The following is a 17,827-nucleotide window of genomic DNA, read 5'->3' as shown; positions in this document are numbered from 1 at the left end:
GATGGCGCCATTGCCCGACACGGGGCGTTCGGTTCGCAGGACTTCCTCGACCGCCGACGCGGTGGGCCCCGGCATTTCGGGCCTGGTGCCCCGCCCACGACCGAATCTCCTGCGAACCGAACGGGGTGACGGCCGGACCCGACGTGTTACGCGAGGTTAGGGTCGGCTAAGTTAGGAGATGCTACCTTCGCGGCATCCCGCCGCCGAGACCTCGCCGCACCGCCGCCCGCCGCGTTCGCGGCCCGCGCCCTCGATCGTCTGGACCTCCCGTGACCTCAGCCGCCTCCACGCGCACCGCGGCCTCCGCCGACGGCGCGGCGGCGCCGCTGCTCTCGGTACGGAGCCTCGCGATCCGGCACGAGAGCGCCGCCGTCGCGACCCCCGCCGGCGCGAGCTTCGAGGTCGCACGCGGCGAGGTCGTGCTGCTCCTCGGTCCGAGCGGCGCCGGCAAGTCGACCCTCGCACTCGCGCTCAACGGGCTGATCCCCCAGGCGGTGCCGGCGAGCGTCGAGGGGGTCGTCCGCGTCGACGGACTCGACACCCAGACGACACCGGTCTCGCGCCTCAGCACGCATGTCGGCATGGTCTTCCAAGACCCCGACGCGCAGCTCGTCACCGGCACGCTGCTCGACGAGGTCGCCTTCGGCCCCGAGAACCTGCGGGTGCCGGTCGACATCGTCCTCGCGCGCGCCGAAGACGCACTCCGCCGTGTCGGCCTTTGGGAGCGCCGCGCCGAGAACCCCGACCGCCTGAGCGGCGGCGGACGTCAGCGCCTCGCGATCGCATGCGCCCTCGCGATGGGCTCACCCCTCCTCGTACTTGACGAGCCGACGGCGAACCTCGACCCGCAGGGCATCGAAGAGGTCTACGCCGCCCTCGGCGATCTGGTCGCCGCCGGCGACCGGTCGATCGTCCTGATCGAGCACAACCTCGACGCCGCCGTCGCGATCACCGACCGGGTCGTCGTCCTCGATCACGAGGGCCGCACCTACGCGGACGGCACGGTCGACGAGGTCCTCCGCGCTCGCGCCGACGAGCTGCACGCGATGGGGGTCTGGCTCCCCGTCGCGACCCTCGCGGCGCTGCGACTGCGCGCGGCCGGCTGGAGCATCGACCCGTTGCCGGTGGATGCCGACGAGCTCCGCGTCGCCGTAGCCACGGCATCCTCGCCCGCGCCTGCCCTCGAATCCCGCACGCCGTCTCCCGTCTCCGCCGCCTCCGGCAACGCGACGACCATCGCCGACGCGACCACGATGGACACCGCGCCGCTGATCCGTGCCCGGAATCTCCGCACGCAGCGCGGCAGGACCGAGATCCTGCACGGCGTCGACCTCGACGTGCGCCCCGGCGAGTTCGTCGCGATCGTCGGCGCGAACGGCGCCGGCAAGACGACGCTCCTCCAGTCGCTCGCCGGGGTGGTGCGCGTTCCGCGCGGTCAGGTCTCCGTCGACGGCGCCGACATCTCGCGGGTCGACCTCCGGAAGCTCTCGCGCCGCGTCGGCTTCGTCTTCCAGAACCCCGAGCACCAGTTCATCGCGCACACCGTCTTCGACGAGCTCGCGCACGGACTGCGACTGCAGAAGCTCCCCGACGACGAGGTCACCGCGCGCACGACCGAGGTGCTCCGCCGCTTCGGCCTCGAAGACAAAGCCGACGTCCATCCGTTCCTCCTCTCCGGCGGGCAGAAGCGGCGTCTCTCGGTCGGTACGGCGCTCGTCGCCGGTGCGCCCGTGCTGGCGCTCGACGAACCGACCTTCGGGCAGGACCGCGCGCGGGCCGACGAGCTGCTGACGCTGCTGCAGGACCTCAACCGCGAGGGCACGACGATCCTCGTCGTCACGCACGACATGCAACTGGTCACCGAGTACGCGCAGCGAACGATCGTCGTCGGCGACGGCCGGATCATGGCGGATGCCGCGACGCCCGACATCTTCGCCGATGCCGCCCTGCTCGAGCGCGCCGGCCTCCGCCGCCCGCCGCTCGCTCGCGCGTTCGCGGGCCTGACGAGGCATCCTTCGCTCGCCGGTGTCACGCGCCTCGCCGACCTGCCGCGGGCCGCCGAAGCGCCCGCCGCGACGGGGGACGGGGCATGAGCGCCGTCGCCATCGACCCGTACGCGACCGCGGCGCCCTCGGGCCGGTACCTCTACCGGCTCGGGCCGATCGCGAAGTTCGCCGCGCCCCTCCCCGCGATGATCCTGCTCGTCTTCGTCCGCGACCTCGCGACGCCGCTCGCCTTCCTCGCGCTCGCGTATCTGGTGCTCCTCACCGGCGCGCGCCTGACGGGGCGCCTCGCGCTGCTGCTCGGCGTCGCGATCCCCGCCGCGGCGATCGTGCTGGGCCTGGGCATGGCGGTGTGGACGGATGCCTCCCGCGTCGACACGTCGGTGACCGTCCTGCAGATCGGGGGCTGGCACCTCTACGGCGGGGCGCTGATGATCGGCATGGCGACGGGCGTGCGGCTCGCGGCGATCATCGCGCTCGCCTTCATCGCGGGGCTCACGACGGCCGGCCCCGACCTCGTCCGCGCCGCCGTGCAGCAGCTGCGGGTGCCGTACCGGATCGGCTACACGGCCCTCGCGGCATTCCGCTTCGTGCCGCGGTTCGGGTACGAGCTCGAGGTCATCCGGCAGGCGCACCGGGTGCGCGGAGCGCACGTCGGGCGCGGCCCCTTCAGCTCTCTCGCGCGCTGGTGGGGGTACATCGTGCCGCTGCTGGCGGGGGCGATCCGGCATGCCGAGCGGGTCGCGCTGGCGATGGATGCCCGGGCCTTCGGCGCCTACCCCGACCGCACCGAACGCCACCTCGTGCCGTGGCGGAGGCGCGACACCGTGTTCGTCGTCGTCTTCTGGCTCGTGAGTGCCGGCATCCTCACCTTCTTCTTCCCCTGGACACTCTGATGACGTGCCCGCCCGCCGATCCCCGGCCCGGGGAAACCTCCCGCCGAAAGGACACCGCATGGCCCGCGCCTCCGCGCTCGTGAAGCCCGCATCGCAAGAGCTCCTGCGCCTCGAGGTCCTGCGCACCGAACGCCTGGGCGCGCACTGGATCCGTGTCACCCTCGGCGGTGGCGACATCGCGCAGTTCGTGCCGATGGGGTACGACCAGTGGTTCCGCCTGTTCCTGCCGCGCCGAAACCACGACGGCGGCGACGGCGGTGACGATGGGCTCGAGCGGATCCCCGCGAAGGCGAACAAGATCTTCGGGTACGTGAAGTATCTGCGGATCCCCGACGGGGTGCGGCCCGTCATGCGCAACTACACCGTGCGGGCGTTCCGGGCCGCGGGCGCGTCGGGAGGGCCCGAGATCGACGTCGACTTCGTGCTGCACGGGTCGGGTGCGACCGCCGGCCCCGCGTCGCGCTGGGCGGAGGCGGCGACGACGGGCGAGTCGGTCGTCATCATCGACGAGGGCCTCGGGTTCAACCCGGCGCGCGGTGTCGACGACCTGCTGCTCGTGGCTGATGAGACGGGTGCGCCCGCGGTGGCAGGTGTCTGCGCTTCGCTGCCACGTTCCGCGACGGGCGTCGCGATCATCGAGGCGCCCTCGTCCGACGATGTACTGCCCTTCGAGGCGCCCGAGGGCGTCGAGGTGCGCTGGCTCGTGCGCCCCGAGGGCGTCAAGCCCGGCACCCTCGCCCTCGCCGAACTGCAGACCCTCCCGGCGCCGGCGCCCGCAACCCACGCGTTTATCGTCGGCGAGCAGGCGCTGCCGACATCGGCGCGCCGCCACCTCGTCTCGCAGGGGCTCGACAAGAGCCAGATCAGCTTCGTCGGGTACTGGCGCGTGGGCGCCTCCTCACCGACGCCGAAATCCGAACAGAACCGCGCGGAACACAACCACACGGAAGGAACCCTCTGATGGGCAAAGCCACCACCGCCTACCTGCTCACCTGCGCCGCGATCGGCGTCGCCACGGGACTGCTCATCATCCCGATGACCGCGCTGTCGACGCTCACCTACGCGACGTTCCCCCCGCTCGGCGCCCTGACGGCCGGCGCGTGGGTCATCGGATTCGTCATCGCCATGCGTCTCATCGAGAAGCCCGGCGCGGCTGTGCTGACGGGCCTCATCTCGGGACTCGTCGCGGCGCCGTTCTCGGCGAGCGGGCCCGCGATCGTCGTCACGAACGTCATGTTCGCCGCGTTCATCGAGTTGCCGTTCCTCGTGACGCTCTACCGCAAGTGGGGCCGCGGGCTGTACTACGTCGGTGCGCTGAGCGCTTTCGTGCTCTACGCGCTGTGGACCGTGACCTCTGCGAACATGACCGCGTTCCCCTGGTGGGTCGTCGTCCTCTACGTCGTCGGTCTGCTCGCGTCGGCGGCGGTCGCCACGTGGCTCGGGCTGGTGATCGCCGACCGGCTCCGCGCTGCCGGGGTCGCGCGCCTCGCGCGCCGGCGGGCGGCGGCCGCGGATCCGGCGCCGGTCGCCCCCGTCGCCGAGGGCTGATGCCCGGGGGAAGGAGTCTCGGCATCCCACTGCCCCTGTCACCAACGGCAAGGCTTCGACGCCGACACGCCGTCGCGCGCACGTCGAGTGCGGCGTGTCGCGCACGGGGCCTTGCCGTTGCGTCCGCCCCGATCCCGCTCGGAGGTCGGCGTCAGGATGCCGGACACGCGAACGGCCGGGAGGGCGAAGCCTCCCGGCCGTTTCGGTGTCGACGTCGCCGACGGGTCAGATGAGCGTCAGCGCTTGCCGGCGATCTGACGCGAGACGATGTCGCGCATGATCTCGTTGGTGCCGCCGTAGATCCGGTGCACACGGGCATCCAGGAAAGCACGGGCGATCGGGTACTCGGTGATGTAGCCGTAGCCACCGTGCAGCTGCACGCCGATGTCGAGGATCTCCCACTCGCGCTCGGTCGCCCAGAACTTGTACATCGCGGCATCCTCGGCCGAGAGCTTCTTGTCCTTGTACGCGAGCAGCGCGCGGTCGGTGTAGGCCCACAGCGCCTCGACGTCGGCGGCGATCGACGCGAGCTGGAAGCGCGTGTTCTGGAAATCGATGATCCGCTCGCCGAAGGCCTCGCGGTCCTTCGTGTAGGCGACGGTCCACTCGAGGGCAGCCTGCGAGGCGGCCGCGGCGGCGACGCCGATCGACATGCGCTCGAGGGGGAGATTCATCATGAGCTGGATGAAGCCGCGGCCCTCTTCGCCCGAGATGAGGTTCTCTTCGGGGACGAACACGTCGGTGAACGAGAGCTCGGCGGTGTCGTGGCCCTGGAAGCCCATCTTGTGGAGCTTCTTGCCGTGGTCGAAGCCCTCCATGCCGTTCTCGACGATGAGGATCGAGAACGCGTCGGGACGGTTGCCCTCGCCCGTCTTGACGAACGTCACGACGATGTCGGCGGTCTTGCCCGAGGAGATGAAGGTCTTCGCGCCGTTGACGATGTAGCCGCCGTCGACCTTCTTCGCGGTGGTCTTGATGCCGCGCAGGTCCGAGCCGGCGCCCGGCTCGGTCATCGCGAGCGCGCCGAGGACCTCGCCGGTCGCCATGCGCGGCAGCCACTTCTCCTTCTGCGCCTGCGTGCCCATGTGGACGATGTACGGGATCGCGAGGTCGTCCTGGATGCCGAAGGCGCCCGCGAGCGAGCCCGCGCCGGCGCGGATGACCTCTTCGTTGACGATCGCGCGGAAGCGGTAGTCCTGCAGCATGCCCGCGCCCCCGAACTCCTCGGGGACGCTCAGGCCGATGATGCCCGACTCGCCCGCGGCGAGCATGGTCGCGCGGTCGACCTCGCCGTCGGCATCCCACTTCTCGCGGGCCTCGTTGGTCACATACCGCTTGACGAACTCCTTGACGACGTCGCGGAACGCCTCGTGGTCTTCGTCGTAGATGTCGCGCTCCATGGTGCGCCTTCCTCTCGTCGTCGAGTTCTCGAAGATTGCGGGAGTGCATCCACCGGATCGTGAGATTCCATCCCAGAGGTAATGGTACTGGGTTTCACGACGGCGTGTGATGGACGTCTTGCGACGCTATCGCATATCTGTTCTAATGTCGATATGCGGTGGCGGGGACAGAGTATCGGAGAGAAGGATGCCTCCGCGCTGCCCGGACTCGAAACGCTCGAGGGCCTGGTGCGCTCGGTGACGACACCGGAGTTCCAGGGAGTGACGTTCCACGAGGTCCACGCGAAGTCGGCACTCAACCACGTGCCGGCGATGTCGGCGATGCCGTTCGACTGGACCGTCAATCCCTATCGTGGATGCACTCATGCATGTTCGTATTGCTTTGCTCGCAATACGCACACCTATCTCGACCTCGACGCGGGGCGCGACTTCGACAGCCAGGTCGTCGTCAAGGTGAACGTCGCCGACGTCCTGCGACGCGAGCTCGCAAAGCCCACGTGGGCCCGCGAGCCGGTCGCGCTCGGCACCAACACCGACCCCTACCAGCGCGCGGAGGGCCGCTACCGGCTGATGCCGGAGATCATCGGCGCCCTTGCCGAAAGCCGGACGCCGCTGTCGATCCTGACGAAGGGGACGCTCCTGCGACGAGATCTCCCGCTGCTGGCGGATGCCGCGACACGTGTGCCGATCTCCCTCGCGATGTCGATCGCCGTCTTCGATGACGCGCTGCAGGCCGCGATCGAACCGGGGACGCCCAGCGCGGCCGCGCGGCTCGCGACAGTGCGCGCGGCGACGGATGCCGGATTCCGGGTGTCGGTCTTCCTCATGCCCCTCCTCCCCCACATCACCGACTCGGCGCCGGCCATCGACGACGCGTTGGCGCGGATCCGCGCCGCGGGGGCGACGCGCGTCGTGTTCGGCGCGCTGCACCTGCGCCCTGGTGCCAAGGAGTGGTTCTGGCAGTGGCTCGAGCGCGATCACCCCGAACTGGTGCCGGCGTACCGGGGGCTGTACCCCGGGGCATCCGCCTACGCGCCGGAGGGATACCGGAAGATGCTCGCCGCGCGCGTGCGTCCGCTGCTGCGACGGCACGGACTCGGCGGCGGCGCGGAAGAGGAGGTGGAGAATCGGCCCCCGCGGGCAGGCCCCGTACGGACGACGGCGCGCGGGGCGCGAGCAGCGCCCACGCCCCGCGGCGAGGCGCTCGCTGCGACGCGGCTGTTTTGAGCGGGGCGGTTGCGCTCAGAAGGTGTTGGTCGCCTGCGTCGCCGAGACGAGGTAGTCGCGGGCATGCTCCTCAGTCATGCTGCCAGTCACGATGTACCAGTTCGACTTCGCGTCGAAGGCGTACCCGGTCGTGCCGCCCATGCCCTCCTCGACGTTCGTGTAGAAGTTGTACGCACCGACGGCGGTCATCTCGTACTCCGAGGCGTCGAGGGCGGCGATGAGCGCGTCACGTGCACCCTGGTCGGAGAAGTCGGCGAGCGTGAACGTCATCCCACTATCGGAGTTCGGCACGCCCCACCCGCAATCGAGGATCTCCACGGCGCTCGCGGCGGCCTCCTTGGCGGCAGGTCCGATGACCTTCTCCGCGAGGGGCTTCGGGTCGTACTGCACCTGTTGCCAGGCGGGGCTGCCCTCGAGATCCTGGATCGTCGACAGGGGGATCTTCTGCTCGCAGGCGGCCGCGGTCTCGGCGTCGGGCTGCGGGGGGCCGTCGAGCGTCTGCGTCGGCGTGGGCGTCGGTGTGGCGGTCGGTGAAGACGACGGGGTCGACATCGGAGACGACGGCGAGGCGGTCGGCGCGGGATCGGGGCTGCATGCGACGCAGGCGACGATAAGGGCACCGGCTGCGGCCGCGATGACGGGCGTTCTCAGGGTGAGCTGTCGCATGCGCATCGAGGCTAGGGGCGCCAAGACCCCACGCCCACCCCCTGGCGGAACGGTGAGACAGCCGCCTACGATGACGCCTGATCCGACCGAGCATGACCCCCACACCGACCGAGAAGGGGCCGATCATGGGCGACGACGAGAAGCGCACCTATCCGACGGGCGTCCCGTGCTGGGTGCAGCTCGACACGCCCGACACGGCCGGCGCGGCGGCGTTCTACGCGGGCCTGTTCGGCTGGACGTACGCGAGCGCGATCCCGACGGAGCCCGCCGCGTATCTGTTCGCGCGGCTCGACGGCGCGGATGCCCCGGGCCCACGCGCCGACGTCGCGGCGCTCGCCCTCTCCGCCCGGTCCGAGCCGGGCGCCGAGGCGCCGCACGGGTGGGTCTCGTTCATCGCGACCGACGACATCGAGCAGACGTGCGCCGACATCGAGGCGGCGGGCGGCACGCTCATCGAGCTGCCGGATGCCGGGAGCCCCTTCGGCCGGGGCGCGCGTTGCGCCGACCCCCTCGGCGCCGTGTTCGGACTCTGGGAGGCCCGCGCCCATCCCGGCGCGCAGGTCGTCAACGCACCCGGCGCGTGGAACTTCAGCGACCTCGTCACCCCGGACATCCCCGCCTCGATGGGGTTCTACTCCACCGTCTGGGGCTGGGAGTACGACCCCGGCCTCGCCGCGGGAAGGATCCGACTGCCCGGCTACGGCGCGCACCTGGCGTCGACGGTGGATCCCGGCATCCACGAGCGGCAGAGCTTCGCGCCCGAGGGCTTCGCCGACGCGGTCGCGGAGATCTTCGAGAGCACGGACGACGAACCCGCCCCCGGGTGGTGGGTGCGGTTCGCCGTCGCGGACCGCGACGAGTCCGCGCTCGTCGCCGAGCGCCTCGGCGGCGAGATCGTCTCGCGCACCGACACCGAATGGACGCTCGAGGCGGTACTCCGCGACCCGCAGGGGAACGCCTTCATCGTGAGTCAGCTCGCCCCGCGGTCCTGAGTCGGCTCACTCCGCGGCCCGTGAACGCCGTCGCCCCGCGCTCCGGCCGCAGAGGTCGACGAACGCGGGGCGAGCGGCGGATGCCGGAGGTCAGGCGGTCGGGTCGACCTGCACACCGGCGAGTTCGAGCAGCAGCTCGTCGCCCGGGCGGGCGTCCTCGAACGGCGCGTCGATCTCGGCGCGGTCGAGCATCTCGGTCATGCGCCGGCGGCGCTGACGAGTGATGAGGGTCACGACGGTGCCGCTGCGGCCCGCACGCCCTGTGCGACCGGAGCGGTGCAGGTACGTCTTGTACTCGTCGGGAGCGTCGGCCTGGACGACCAGGTCGATGTCGTCGACGTGGATGCCGCGGGCGGCGACATCCGTCGCGACGAGCACGTTCACACGCCCCGACGTCAGCTTCTCGAGGTTGCGCGTGCGCTTGGCCTGGTTGAGGTCGCCGTGGAGGGCCACCGCGCGGATGCCGGCGTCGTCGAACTGCTCGGCGAGCATCTCGGCGTACGCACGCGTGCGGGCGAAGACGAGGGTCCGCCCCTCGCGGTCGACGAGCTCCGTGAGGATCTCGGCCTTGTCACGGTGGTCGATGACGAGCACGCGGTGGTCGATCGTCCCCGAATCCTGATCTTCACCGGCGACCTCGTAGACGGCCGGGTCGACGAGGAACTCGTCGACGAGCGCCGCGACCTCGCGGTCGAGGGTGGCCGAGAAGAGCAGCTTCTGGGCATCCTGCGGCACGAGGCGGAGGAGACGCTGCATCGGTTCGAGGAAGCCGAGCTCCGACATGTGGTCGGCCTCGTCGAGCACGACGATGCGGATCTCCGACAGGTCGAGCTTGCCCTGCTCCTGGAGGTCTTCGATGCGGCCGGGCGTGCCGATGACGATGTCGACGCCCTTCTTGAGCGCACCGACCTGACGCGCCTGCGGCACTCCGCCGTAGACCTGCGTCGTGAAGAGGCCGACGCTCCGCGCGATCGGCTGGATCGTGCGGTCGATCTGCAGCGCGAGCTCGCGCGTCGGCGCGAGGATCAGAGCCTTGGGGCTGCGCCCGAACTCGCGGCGCTTGCCGGCCTGACCCCGGAGGATCGACTCGACGAGCGGAGCGCCGAAGGCGATCGTCTTGCCCGAGCCAGTGCGGCCGCGCCCGAGCACATCGGCGCCGGCGAGGATCGGTCCGATCGTCGCAGCCTGGATCGGGAAGGGGGATGCCGCGCCGAGCTCACCGAGCGTCCGCACGATGTTGTCACCGAGGCCGAGCGACGAGAACGTCGCATCCGCGACCTCGACGGCCTCGACGGCCTGCGCCTGCAGCTTCTCGTGGACGGTGTCGGCGTGCTCCTCGTAGGCGCGGCGCTTCTCCTCGGCCTTCGCGTCGGCGTGCCAGTCGGACCGGTTGCCGCCGTAGGTCGGACGGTCGCCGCGGGCGGGACGGTCGTCACGGCGGGGGCGGCCGTCGAAGGAGCGAGCGGGGCGGTCGTCGAACTTCCGGGCGGGACGGTCGTCGAACTTCCGCGCCGGGCGGTCGTCGTAGTTCCGGGCGGGACGGTCGTCGCGGCGGGGGCGGCCGTCGTAGGAGCGAGCCGGGCGCTGTTCATAACTCCGGAAATCCCGGCCCTGAGCGCCCCGAGCACCCCCGTCACGGCCGCCGCGCGCCGAATCTCCGGAGTTGCGAACCGGACGATCGTCGTAGGAGCGCACCGGACGGTCGTCGTACTTCCGCGCGGGGCGGTCATCGTACGAACGGGCCGGACGGTCGTCGCGGCGGGGACGGTCGTCGCGGCTCGTGCGGTCGCCGTGGGCCTGGGTGCGGATGCCCCGGGCCTCATCGCGGCCCGCGCGCTCCTGGGCGCTCCAGCGCTGCTTCTTCGCGGGGGTCTGCTCGTCGGTCGCGTCGGGACGGTATCCGCGGTGGCTGGGGCTCCTCGAGCCGGGCTTTCCGGCGGACGACTGTCCCGGGCGACGCTTCGCATCCTGGTACGACGTCTTCTTCGCGCCGTAGCGCGGCTCGAAGCTCTGGGCGCGGCCGCCGGCCGGCTTCTTGTTCTTGGGCATGGTGGTGTCCTTCTGGGTTTCTCGTGCGAGAACAGCGCCCACCCGTCGCCCTCCGATGAGGTGGGGCGCGTGCGGACAACCCGGACGATCGTCGGCCGGGGGCCATTCACAGTGATGGTTCATGCGCGCCGAACGGCGCTCACCATCGGCCCCGTGGACTACACACAGCACTCACTGCCCGAGCCGCGCTCGCGCGCGGTGTCCAGAGCCGACCTGCCCAGTCTACTGGGGATGCCTGGGCACTCACCCTGAGCCGGGTCCCGAGAGGGCGATTCGCGCAACCGCGACACGCAGTTTTGGGCATCCTGCAACATGCACGCAACAATGAACGCGCACAATGGTCAGATGACAACCACCGACCTGCATCCGATCACGGTCGCGATCGAACGCCGGATCGACCCGTCGCGCACCGTCGAGGCAACCAGCTGGATGCAGGCCGGCACCGATCTCGCCGCGCACTTCCCTGGCTTCCTCGGGTCGGGGTGGGTGCGCACGGGCGAAGACAGCGACCACTGGTACATGCTGTATCGCTTCCGCGATCTCGAGACGCTCGAAGCCTGGGAGACCTCCGGCCAGCGCACCTGGTGGCTCGACTCGGGCCGTGCGTTCGCGCGCGAGGTGCGGGTCGAGCGCCGGACGGGCATCGAGGGGTGGTTCGACGCGCCGTTCGCGACGAGCGTCGAGTCGCCCGCGGCGTCCGCGCACGCTTCCGACATCCCCGCGACCGGCCCCGTCCAGGAACCCCTCCTGCCCGCTCCCCCGCCGTGGAAGCAGGCCGTCGCCATCTGGCTGGGCTTTTTCCCGGTGAACCTCGTCGGCACGTGGCTGCTGCTGTTCGTTCCGACGTTCGCCGCGTGGCCTCTGCCCCTCCGCGTCGCCGTCAGCACCCTGATCTTCACCCCGATCATGGTGTTCTGGGTGCTCCCCTGGATCACCACCATGCTCCGCCCCTGGCTCCTGCGCCCCCGGCGACGCTGAGCCCCGCACGCGCCCACGCGTCACAGAATCGGAGATGGTGAACAGATTCGGATGCCTTGGGCATCCGCGTCCGAATCCGTGACGCATCTCCGAATCTGCGACGGGTGCGGGAATCTGCGACGGGCGCGGGCGCGCGGGCGAGGCGCGGGTCAGTCCGCGGGGCGGGCCCGGCGGCGGGCCCGGCGGGGGTGCAGCTGGGCGGTGGATGCCGAGGTCACAGCACCCTCCGAGGTCGCGTCGCCGTCCGAGGTCGCGCCGTGGTCGCCCGCGTCGTCGGCATCCGAGCCCGCCGCCGCACCATCACCCTCGCGGGCCGCCCGCCGCGCGGCGCGGCGCTCGCTCGCGCCCTCCACGAGGTTGTAGAGCGTCGGCAGCACGAGGAGCGTCAGGAACGTCGACGAGATGAGGCCGCCGATCACGACGATCGCGAGGGGCTGCGAGATGAACCCGCCGTGGCCCGTGATTCCGAGGGCCATCGGGGTGAGGGCGAAGATCGTCGCGAGCGCCGTCATGAGGATCGGGCGCAGACGCCTCGCGCTACCGGCCATCGTCGCGTCGTGGGTCGACAGACCCTTCTCGCGATACTGGTTGACGAGGTCGACGAGGACGATCGCGTTCGTCACGACGATGCCGATCAGCATCAGCACACCGATGAGCGACGCGACGCCGAGCGGCACCCCGGTCGCGATCTGCAGCAGGATCGCGCCCGTCGCGGCGAACGGCACCGAGACGAGCAGCAGCAGCGGCTGGCGGAGCGACTTGAAGGTCGCGACCATGACGATGTAGACGATGAGGATCGCCGCGAGCATCGCGAGGCCGAGCTGGCTGAAGGCATCCTGCTGCTGCGTCAGCACGCCGCCGATCTCGGCGTCGGCTCCGGTCGGCAGCTCGACGTCGTCGAGCGCGGTGCGGACCGTCGCCGAGGCGGCGTTCAGGTCGTCGGTCGTCGGGGTGACGGTGACGGTCGACGTGCGCTGACCGCGCTGCGTCGTGATCGAGGTCGGGCCCTGGCTCTCCTCGACCGTGGCGATCTCCGACAACGGCAGCGGGCCGGTCGCCGTCGGGATCTCGAGCGCCTTCAGCGCGTCGATCGTGTCGGGCACCGACTCGGCCTGCAGGTACACGGTGACGGCACGCCCGTCGAGTTCGACCGTGCCGACCTGGCGCGGCTGCATCGTGTTCGACACGAGCGCGCCGACGGCGACCTCCGAGAGACCGAGCGCCGAGGCCTTGTCACGATCGACGGTGACGGCGACGTAGGGCAGGGATGCCGAGAGGTTCGACGTCACCTGGCCGATGCCGTCCTTGCCGTCGAGCGAGGCGGCCACGGCATCGGTCGCGGTCTGCAGGGCGTCCGCGTCGGGGGCGGTGACGTCGACCTCGATGTCGCTCGATCCGAACCCGCCCTGGCCCGCGGCGACCGTGATGGTGCCGACGTCGTCGAGCGCTTCGACGGCATCCTGCACGTCCTGGCGCACCTGCTCCTGGTCGGCAGACGCATCGGTCGTGATCGAGTAGGTGACGCCCGACGACCCGCCGGAGAACGCGTCGCGCACCGCGGACCCGCTCGACCCGATCGAGGTCTGCACCGTCGTGATGCCGTCGACCCCGAGGATCGCCTCTTCGACGCGCTGCGCCGCGGCATCCTCTGCGTCGAGGCTCGCCGCGGGGGCGAGTTCCTGCGTGACGGTGAACGTGTTCTGGCCGCTGTCGCCGAGGAAGTTCGTCTTCATGAACGGCGCGGCCGCGAGCGTGCCGGCGAGGACCAGCACGGCGATGAGGAGCGTCGTCCACGAGTGCGTGAGCGTCCAGCCGAGCACCGGCAGATAGCCGCGCTGCAGACGCGTGGGCGGGGCGGCCGGATCCTCCGGGTCGATGGGGTTGCCGTCGGCATCCTTCGGGGCCTTGCCGGGCTTGAGGAACCAGTACGCGAGCACCGGCACGATCGTCAGCGACACGAACAGCGAGGCGAGCATCGCGATCGTGACGGTGAGGGCGAAGGGTCGGAAGAGCTCGCCGGTCACGTCGCCGACGAACGCGATCGGCAGGAACACGGCGACGGTCGTGATGGTGGATGCCGTGATCGCCGCGGCGACCTCGCGCACCGCGAGGCGGATCGAGGCCCCCTTGTCGGCGCCTTCGACGTAGTGCCGGTTGATGTTCTCGATCACGACGATGGAGTCGTCGACGACGCGCCCGATCGCGATGGTGAGAGCGCCGAGGGTCAGGATGTTCAGCGAGTAGCCGAACGTCTGGATGCCGACGAAGGTGATGAGCACGCTCGTCGGGATCGAGATCGCCGCGACGAGCGTCGAGCGCACCGACAGCAGGAACAGGAAGATCACGATCACCGCGAAGACGAGTCCGAGCAGACCCTCCTGGGCGAGCGCCTCGATCGACTGCTCGATGAACGGCGCCTGGTCGAAGACGACGGTGAACTCGGCGTTCGTCCCGATGGCATCCTGCAGATCGGGCAGGAGCGCCGTGACCGCGCGCGAGACGTCGACGGTGTTCGCGGCGGGGAGCTTCGTGATCGAGATCGTGAGGGCCGGCTCGCCGTTCACCCGCGAGATCGAGGTGACCGGGTCCTGCGCGAGCGCGACGGTCGACACGTCCGCGATCGTGACGGGGCCGCCGGCGACCTGCTCGGGCGTCGAAGGCACGAGCGGAAGCTGCGAGATCTCGTCGACGGTCGTGAGCTTCGCGCCCGACTGCACGGTGAGCGTCTGATCGCCCTCGGTGACCGACCCCCCGGGGAACAGGGTGCCGTTCTGGTCCAGCGCGTCGGTGATGGCGCTCTGCGTGAACCCGGCGGCGGCGAGCTTCGCGGGGTCGGGGGTGATGGTGACGCGCTGCCCGCGCCCGCCGACGATCGTGGCAGAGCCCACGCCGTCGACGTCTTCGAGATCGGGGATGACGCTCGTCTCGAGCTGCGACTGGATCGTCTCCTCGTCGTCGTAGCCGGTGACGGCGAGCGCGATGACGGGAAGGTCGTCGATCGAGAACGACACGACGTTCGGCTCCACGCCGTCGGGGAGCGTCGACTTGATGCGGTTCACCGCCTGCAGGATCTTCTGCTCGGCGGTCGCGAGGTCAGTGCCGTAGGTGAAGGATGCCTGGATGATCGACGCGTTGGTCGTGGAGGTCGCGGTCGTCGACTCGAGCCCCGGGATGCCCTGGATCGCGGTCTCGATCGGGGTCGACACGTCGTTGTTGACGACGTCGGGCGAGGCGCCCGGGTAGGTCGTGAGCACCGACAGCTGCGGGAACTCGATCGAGGGGATGAGCTCCTGCTTGAGGTTCGTGAGCGCCAGCCCGCCGAAGATCGCCGCGACGATCGTGATGAGCGCGATGAGCGCGCGGTTCTTCAGGCTCAGGACGGCGAGATTCGACACGGGAGACCTTTGCTGTGAGCGCGGTGCGATGGTGCGGTGCGGCGGACGGCCTTCGATACAGGAATGTATCGAAGGCTATTCTCGCATGCGCGAGAAGCGGTGCCGCGCGCTCAGCGCGGGAAGAGTCCGCCGATCAGCAGGCCGAGCGCCGCGGCGATCAGGCACGCCCCGAGCGTGCCGAGGAGATTGGTCCACGCCCAGTCGCGCCGCCCGCGCCGCGCGAGGAGCACGGACTCCACCGATACGGCGCTGAACGTCGTGAAGCCGCCGAGCAGGCCGGTGCCGAGGACCGCGAGCCACACCCCCGTGAACTGCGGAATGCCGGTGAAAAGGCCCAGCAGGAACGACCCGATGACGTTCACGATGAGGATGCCGAGGGGGAAGGCATCCTTCCGGCCGCGCGTGACGAGGCCGTCGACGATGTAGCGGGCTCCCGCGCCGAGGCCTCCGCCGAGAACGAGCGCGCCGATCTCGAGGGGCGTCACTCGGCATCCTCCGGGGCGGGCGTGTCGGCGGGCGGGACCTCGCCGCTCCCCCGCCGGAGTCCCCACTGTAGACCGAGCGCCGCGGCGAGCGCCCCGCCGAAGACGGAGAGTGCCATGAGGAGGAGCCCCGCGAGCGGGTTGGCGCTGCCGAGGGTGACCGCGTGCACGGCGAACGCGCTGTAGGTCGTGAAGCCCCCGAGCACCCCGGTGCCGAAGAACGCGCGCAGGTGCGCATGCCTCTCCCCCAGGCGACCGACGACGACGCCGAGCAGGAGCGACCCGACGATGTTGATCGCCATCGTCACGGCGGGCACCACGAGCGGGTGGGCGCCCTGGGTATACGCGCCCTGGGTATACGCGCCCTGGGTATACGCGCCCTGAGGGATCGGGAGGATGAGCGCCGCCCGCGCCGCGACCCCCAGCGCGCCGCCCGCGACGACGAGCGCGAGGATCGTCGGCGAGAACCAGGCGGCGCGGGTCATGACCGCACCCTAGCGGCGCGGCGGGCGATCGCCGCGGCACCCGCCGGGCGGGTTTCCCACGTGCGGGGCGGGCGCGCGGCGCCGGGCGCGTGAGGTGCCGGCATCCGTCGGTATGGGCACGGGATGCCGACAGAATCCGGCACCTCGATCGCGCCGCGCCCCGCGCGCGTCACCCGAGGATGAGGGTGCGGATCGCCGACTCGGGCGACACCGTCGTATCGAGCACGATGCCCCTCTTGTAGCGGGCGAAGACCCGCGGGTCGATGTACGAGCTCCGCGCCACCGACGGCGTGTTGCCGAGCGCCGCGGCGGCCGCCTTCACGGCGAGCACCTCGGCGCGCTTGCGGTCGGTCTTCGTCGTCACGGGGCCGATGCGGGCGAGCGCGTCGGCGGCGAGGATCGTGCCGCGGAGGGTGCGGAAGTCCTTCGCGGTGAAGACGCCGCCGGTCATCGCTCGGACGTACGCGTTGACGTCCTTCGGTGTCAGCGAGACCCGCCGGCGCCCCCGGACGTAGGCGAGCAGCGGCGCCGCGGGGCGGCCCGCGACGAGAAGCTCGATCACCATCGCGAGCTCGGCGTCGTCGATGTCGAGTTCCTGCCTCTTGCCGCTCTTGCCGAGGAAGCGCAGGCTCGTCACCGAGGCCGCCACGGCGGCATCCCGCCGGCGCAGCGTCGTGAGGCCGCGACTACCGTGCTTCGCGAGGTACTTCGCACTCCCGACACGGGGTGCCGCCTGGTCGAGCAGCCGGAACGCGGTGGCGAGCACCCGCTCGCGGTCGAGGTCGGTGCGCCGCAGCGACACCGTCACGCGACCGCGCGCACGCGGCAGCGCCTCGGCGAGCTGCAGGGCGCGCGCGTACTTGCCCTTGTCCCGTCCCGCCGACCAGTCGGGGTGGTACATGTACTGCAGGCGCCCGCCCTCGTCGATGCCCGTCGCCTGGATGTGCCCGTTCGGGGCGGCGCTGATCCAGACGTCGGTCCACGCGGGCGGGATGACGAGGGCGACCGCCCGTTCGCGGTCGGCCGCGGGCAGGGCGGCACCCTCGGCGTCGGTGTAGCGGAAGGTGTCACCCGAGCGGGTGCGGCGGAAGCCGGGGTCGGTGCCGGGATGGACCTTCTTGAGGCGCGGCATCAGTCCTCGCGCAGCATCTCGATGAGCTGCGCCTTGCGCTTTCCCGAATAGCCGGTGATGCCGAGTTCCTTCGCCCGGGCGCGGAGTTCGGCCACCGTCCAGTCCTGGTACGACCCCGATGCCCCGCCCCGTCTGCCGACGGCGCTGCGTCCGTCGCGCGCGGCGGCGTTCGAGATGCGGGCGGCCTTCTGCTTCGAGGCGCCCTCCTTGCGGAGCTCTTCGTAGAGCTCCGGGTCCTTGAGGCTCGACGGGGTCTGATTCTGGGGCATACACCGGCCCTATCGCAGATCATCGTCACGGTGCAAGGGGGTCAGCCGATTCTCAGGCAGCAGGTAGGTTCGGGATGTCACAACGCCCGTGACGACATGGGACAAGCTCCCATGAGTCCCCCGCGGAAGGAGCACCCCCATGAACCTCGCACTCCTGATCATCATCATCGTCGCGATCGTCATCGCGATCGTCAGCGGCCTGAACGCCTCGCTGCAGTGGTTGCTGTGGGTCGCGATCATCGTCGGCGTCATCGCGCTGATCGCGTTCCTCTTGCGCGTCGTCCGCGGCAACAAGTAACGCCGCG

At 70.8% G+C, this 17,827-nt stretch carries 16 protein-coding genes; 8 read left to right on the top strand and 8 right to left on the bottom strand.

What is annotated here, in order from left to right; genetic code table 11:
• Window positions 1-269: 269 nt before the first annotated feature.
• From ACRVYW_RS08680 to ACRVYW_RS08665, 4 genes are read left to right on the top strand one after another with little or no spacing between them, the layout of a single operon-like run.
• Window positions 270-2,093 carry an ABC transporter ATP-binding protein gene (locus ACRVYW_RS08680; protein ID WP_431803672.1) on the top strand — a complete coding sequence of 608 codons (1,824 nt, stop codon included), beginning with the start codon at window positions 270-272 and terminating at the stop codon, window positions 2,091-2,093.
• Window positions 2,090-2,899: an energy-coupling factor transporter transmembrane component T family protein gene (locus tag ACRVYW_RS08675; protein WP_431803670.1), complete on the top strand. Its 810-nt coding sequence runs from the start codon at window positions 2,090-2,092 to the stop codon at window positions 2,897-2,899. Before ACRVYW_RS08680 ends, ACRVYW_RS08675 begins: the two co-directional genes overlap by 4 nt.
• A 58-nt stretch (window positions 2,900-2,957) precedes the next feature.
• Window positions 2,958-3,860, top strand: coding sequence for a siderophore-interacting protein (locus tag ACRVYW_RS08670; RefSeq protein ID WP_431803669.1), 903 nt, complete (start codon window positions 2,958-2,960; stop codon window positions 3,858-3,860).
• Window positions 3,860-4,447, top strand: a complete 588-nt coding sequence (locus tag ACRVYW_RS08665; protein ID WP_431803667.1) for an ECF transporter S component — start codon at window positions 3,860-3,862, stop codon at window positions 4,445-4,447. Before ACRVYW_RS08670 ends, ACRVYW_RS08665 begins: the two co-directional genes overlap by 1 nt.
• Before the next feature lie 236 nt (window positions 4,448-4,683).
• On the opposite strand, the gene ACRVYW_RS08660 is transcribed toward ACRVYW_RS08665, so the two are convergent.
• Window positions 4,684-5,847, bottom strand: a complete 1,164-nt coding sequence (locus ACRVYW_RS08660) for an acyl-CoA dehydrogenase family protein (protein ID WP_431803665.1) — start codon at window positions 5,845-5,847, stop codon at window positions 4,684-4,686.
• A 153-nt stretch (window positions 5,848-6,000) separates the two neighbouring features.
• On the opposite strand from ACRVYW_RS08660, the gene ACRVYW_RS08655 reads away from it, so the two are divergent.
• Window positions 6,001-7,074: an Rv2578c family radical SAM protein gene (locus ACRVYW_RS08655; protein ID WP_431803663.1), complete on the top strand. Its 1,074-nt coding sequence runs from the start codon at window positions 6,001-6,003 to the stop codon at window positions 7,072-7,074.
• 15 nt (window positions 7,075-7,089) lie between these two features.
• Here the strand turns inward: ACRVYW_RS08655 and ACRVYW_RS08650 are convergent, their stop codons facing one another.
• Complete coding sequence (locus tag ACRVYW_RS08650) at window positions 7,090-7,740, bottom strand: hypothetical protein (RefSeq protein ID WP_431803660.1); 651 nt, start codon at window positions 7,738-7,740, stop codon at window positions 7,090-7,092.
• Window positions 7,741-7,832: 92 nt separating this feature from the next.
• Here ACRVYW_RS08650 and ACRVYW_RS08645 point away from each other — a divergent pair, with 92 nt between their 5' ends.
• Window positions 7,833-8,732: a VOC family protein gene (locus tag ACRVYW_RS08645; protein WP_431803658.1), complete on the top strand. Its 900-nt coding sequence runs from the start codon at window positions 7,833-7,835 to the stop codon at window positions 8,730-8,732.
• Between the two features lie 90 nt (window positions 8,733-8,822).
• Here ACRVYW_RS08645 and ACRVYW_RS08640 read toward each other — a convergent pair whose 3' ends face one another.
• Window positions 8,823-10,781, bottom strand: a complete 1,959-nt coding sequence (locus ACRVYW_RS08640; RefSeq protein ID WP_431803656.1) for a DEAD/DEAH box helicase — start codon at window positions 10,779-10,781, stop codon at window positions 8,823-8,825.
• Between the two features lie 345 nt (window positions 10,782-11,126).
• Here ACRVYW_RS08640 and ACRVYW_RS08635 point away from each other — a divergent pair, with 345 nt between their 5' ends.
• A complete protein-coding gene (locus tag ACRVYW_RS08635) occupies window positions 11,127-11,759 on the top strand; it encodes an antibiotic biosynthesis monooxygenase (RefSeq protein WP_431803654.1) in 633 nt (210 codons plus the stop codon).
• A 149-nt stretch (window positions 11,760-11,908) separates the two neighbouring features.
• Here ACRVYW_RS08635 and ACRVYW_RS08630 read toward each other — a convergent pair whose 3' ends face one another.
• The 5 genes from ACRVYW_RS08630 to ACRVYW_RS08610 all read right to left on the bottom strand — a co-directional run bounded on the left by ACRVYW_RS08630 (window position 11,909) and on the right by ACRVYW_RS08610 (window position 17,522).
• Entirely contained in the window at window positions 11,909-15,154 is a 3,246-nt protein-coding gene (locus ACRVYW_RS08630) for an efflux RND transporter permease subunit (RefSeq protein ID WP_431803652.1), read from the bottom strand.
• Between the two features lie 110 nt (window positions 15,155-15,264).
• Window positions 15,265-15,639: a fluoride efflux transporter CrcB gene (crcB, locus tag ACRVYW_RS08625; protein WP_431803650.1), complete on the bottom strand. Its 375-nt coding sequence runs from the start codon at window positions 15,637-15,639 to the stop codon at window positions 15,265-15,267.
• Window positions 15,636-16,121: a fluoride efflux transporter FluC gene (locus ACRVYW_RS08620; protein ID WP_431803648.1), complete on the bottom strand. Its 486-nt coding sequence runs from the start codon at window positions 16,119-16,121 to the stop codon at window positions 15,636-15,638. Before ACRVYW_RS08620 ends, crcB begins: the two co-directional genes overlap by 4 nt.
• Before the next feature lie 169 nt (window positions 16,122-16,290).
• The gene (locus tag ACRVYW_RS08615; protein WP_431803646.1) at window positions 16,291-17,253 is read right to left on the bottom strand and encodes a DNA topoisomerase IB; all 963 of its coding nucleotides are present in this window, start codon (window positions 17,251-17,253) and stop codon (window positions 16,291-16,293) included.
• Window positions 17,253-17,522, bottom strand: a complete 270-nt coding sequence (locus ACRVYW_RS08610; RefSeq protein WP_431803642.1) for a DUF7218 family protein — start codon at window positions 17,520-17,522, stop codon at window positions 17,253-17,255. The genes ACRVYW_RS08615 and ACRVYW_RS08610 overlap by 1 nt, the downstream gene beginning before the upstream one ends.
• Window positions 17,523-17,661: 139 nt before the next feature.
• Here ACRVYW_RS08610 and ACRVYW_RS08605 point away from each other — a divergent pair, with 139 nt between their 5' ends.
• On the top strand, window positions 17,662-17,820 hold the full coding sequence (locus ACRVYW_RS08605; RefSeq protein ID WP_431803640.1) for a hypothetical protein: 159 nt from the start codon (window positions 17,662-17,664) through the stop codon (window positions 17,818-17,820).
• Window positions 17,821-17,827: the final 7 nt, after the last annotated feature.

Origin of the sequence: Microbacterium sp. bgisy203, assembly GCF_965345155.1 — a bacterium.
Lineage (GTDB): Bacteria > Actinomycetota > Actinomycetes > Actinomycetales > Microbacteriaceae > Microbacterium.
The sequence above is the reverse complement of the archived record's forward strand: the minus strand, read 5'-3'. Positions and strand labels throughout refer to the sequence as shown.

Bases quoted from the DNA above. Each gene is read 5' to 3' on its own strand.
- ACRVYW_RS08675 (WP_431803670.1), top strand. From the start codon at position 2,090: ATGAGCGCCGTCGCCATCGACCCGTACGCGACCGCGGCGCCCTCGGGC.
- ACRVYW_RS08615 (WP_431803646.1), bottom strand. From the start codon at position 17,253: ATGCCGCGCCTCAAGAAGGTCCATCCCGGCACCGACCCCGGCTTCCGC.
- ACRVYW_RS08640 (WP_431803656.1), bottom strand. From the start codon at position 10,781: ATGCCCAAGAACAAGAAGCCGGCCGGCGGCCGCGCCCAGAGCTTCGAG.
- ACRVYW_RS08620 (WP_431803648.1), bottom strand. From the start codon at position 16,121: ATGACCCGCGCCGCCTGGTTCTCGCCGACGATCCTCGCGCTCGTCGTC.
- ACRVYW_RS08645 (WP_431803658.1), top strand. From the start codon at position 7,833: ATGACCCCCACACCGACCGAGAAGGGGCCGATCATGGGCGACGACGAG.
- ACRVYW_RS08665 (WP_431803667.1), top strand. From the start codon at position 3,860: ATGGGCAAAGCCACCACCGCCTACCTGCTCACCTGCGCCGCGATCGGC.
- ACRVYW_RS08660 (WP_431803665.1), bottom strand. From the start codon at position 5,847: ATGGAGCGCGACATCTACGACGAAGACCACGAGGCGTTCCGCGACGTC.
- ACRVYW_RS08605 (WP_431803640.1), top strand. From the start codon at position 17,662: ATGAACCTCGCACTCCTGATCATCATCATCGTCGCGATCGTCATCGCG.
- ACRVYW_RS08650 (WP_431803660.1), bottom strand. From the start codon at position 7,740: ATGCGACAGCTCACCCTGAGAACGCCCGTCATCGCGGCCGCAGCCGGT.
- ACRVYW_RS08610 (WP_431803642.1), bottom strand. From the start codon at position 17,522: ATGCCCCAGAATCAGACCCCGTCGAGCCTCAAGGACCCGGAGCTCTAC.
- ACRVYW_RS08670 (WP_431803669.1), top strand. From the start codon at position 2,958: ATGGCCCGCGCCTCCGCGCTCGTGAAGCCCGCATCGCAAGAGCTCCTG.
- ACRVYW_RS08655 (WP_431803663.1), top strand. From the start codon at position 6,001: ATGCGGTGGCGGGGACAGAGTATCGGAGAGAAGGATGCCTCCGCGCTG.
- ACRVYW_RS08635 (WP_431803654.1), top strand. From the start codon at position 11,127: ATGACAACCACCGACCTGCATCCGATCACGGTCGCGATCGAACGCCGG.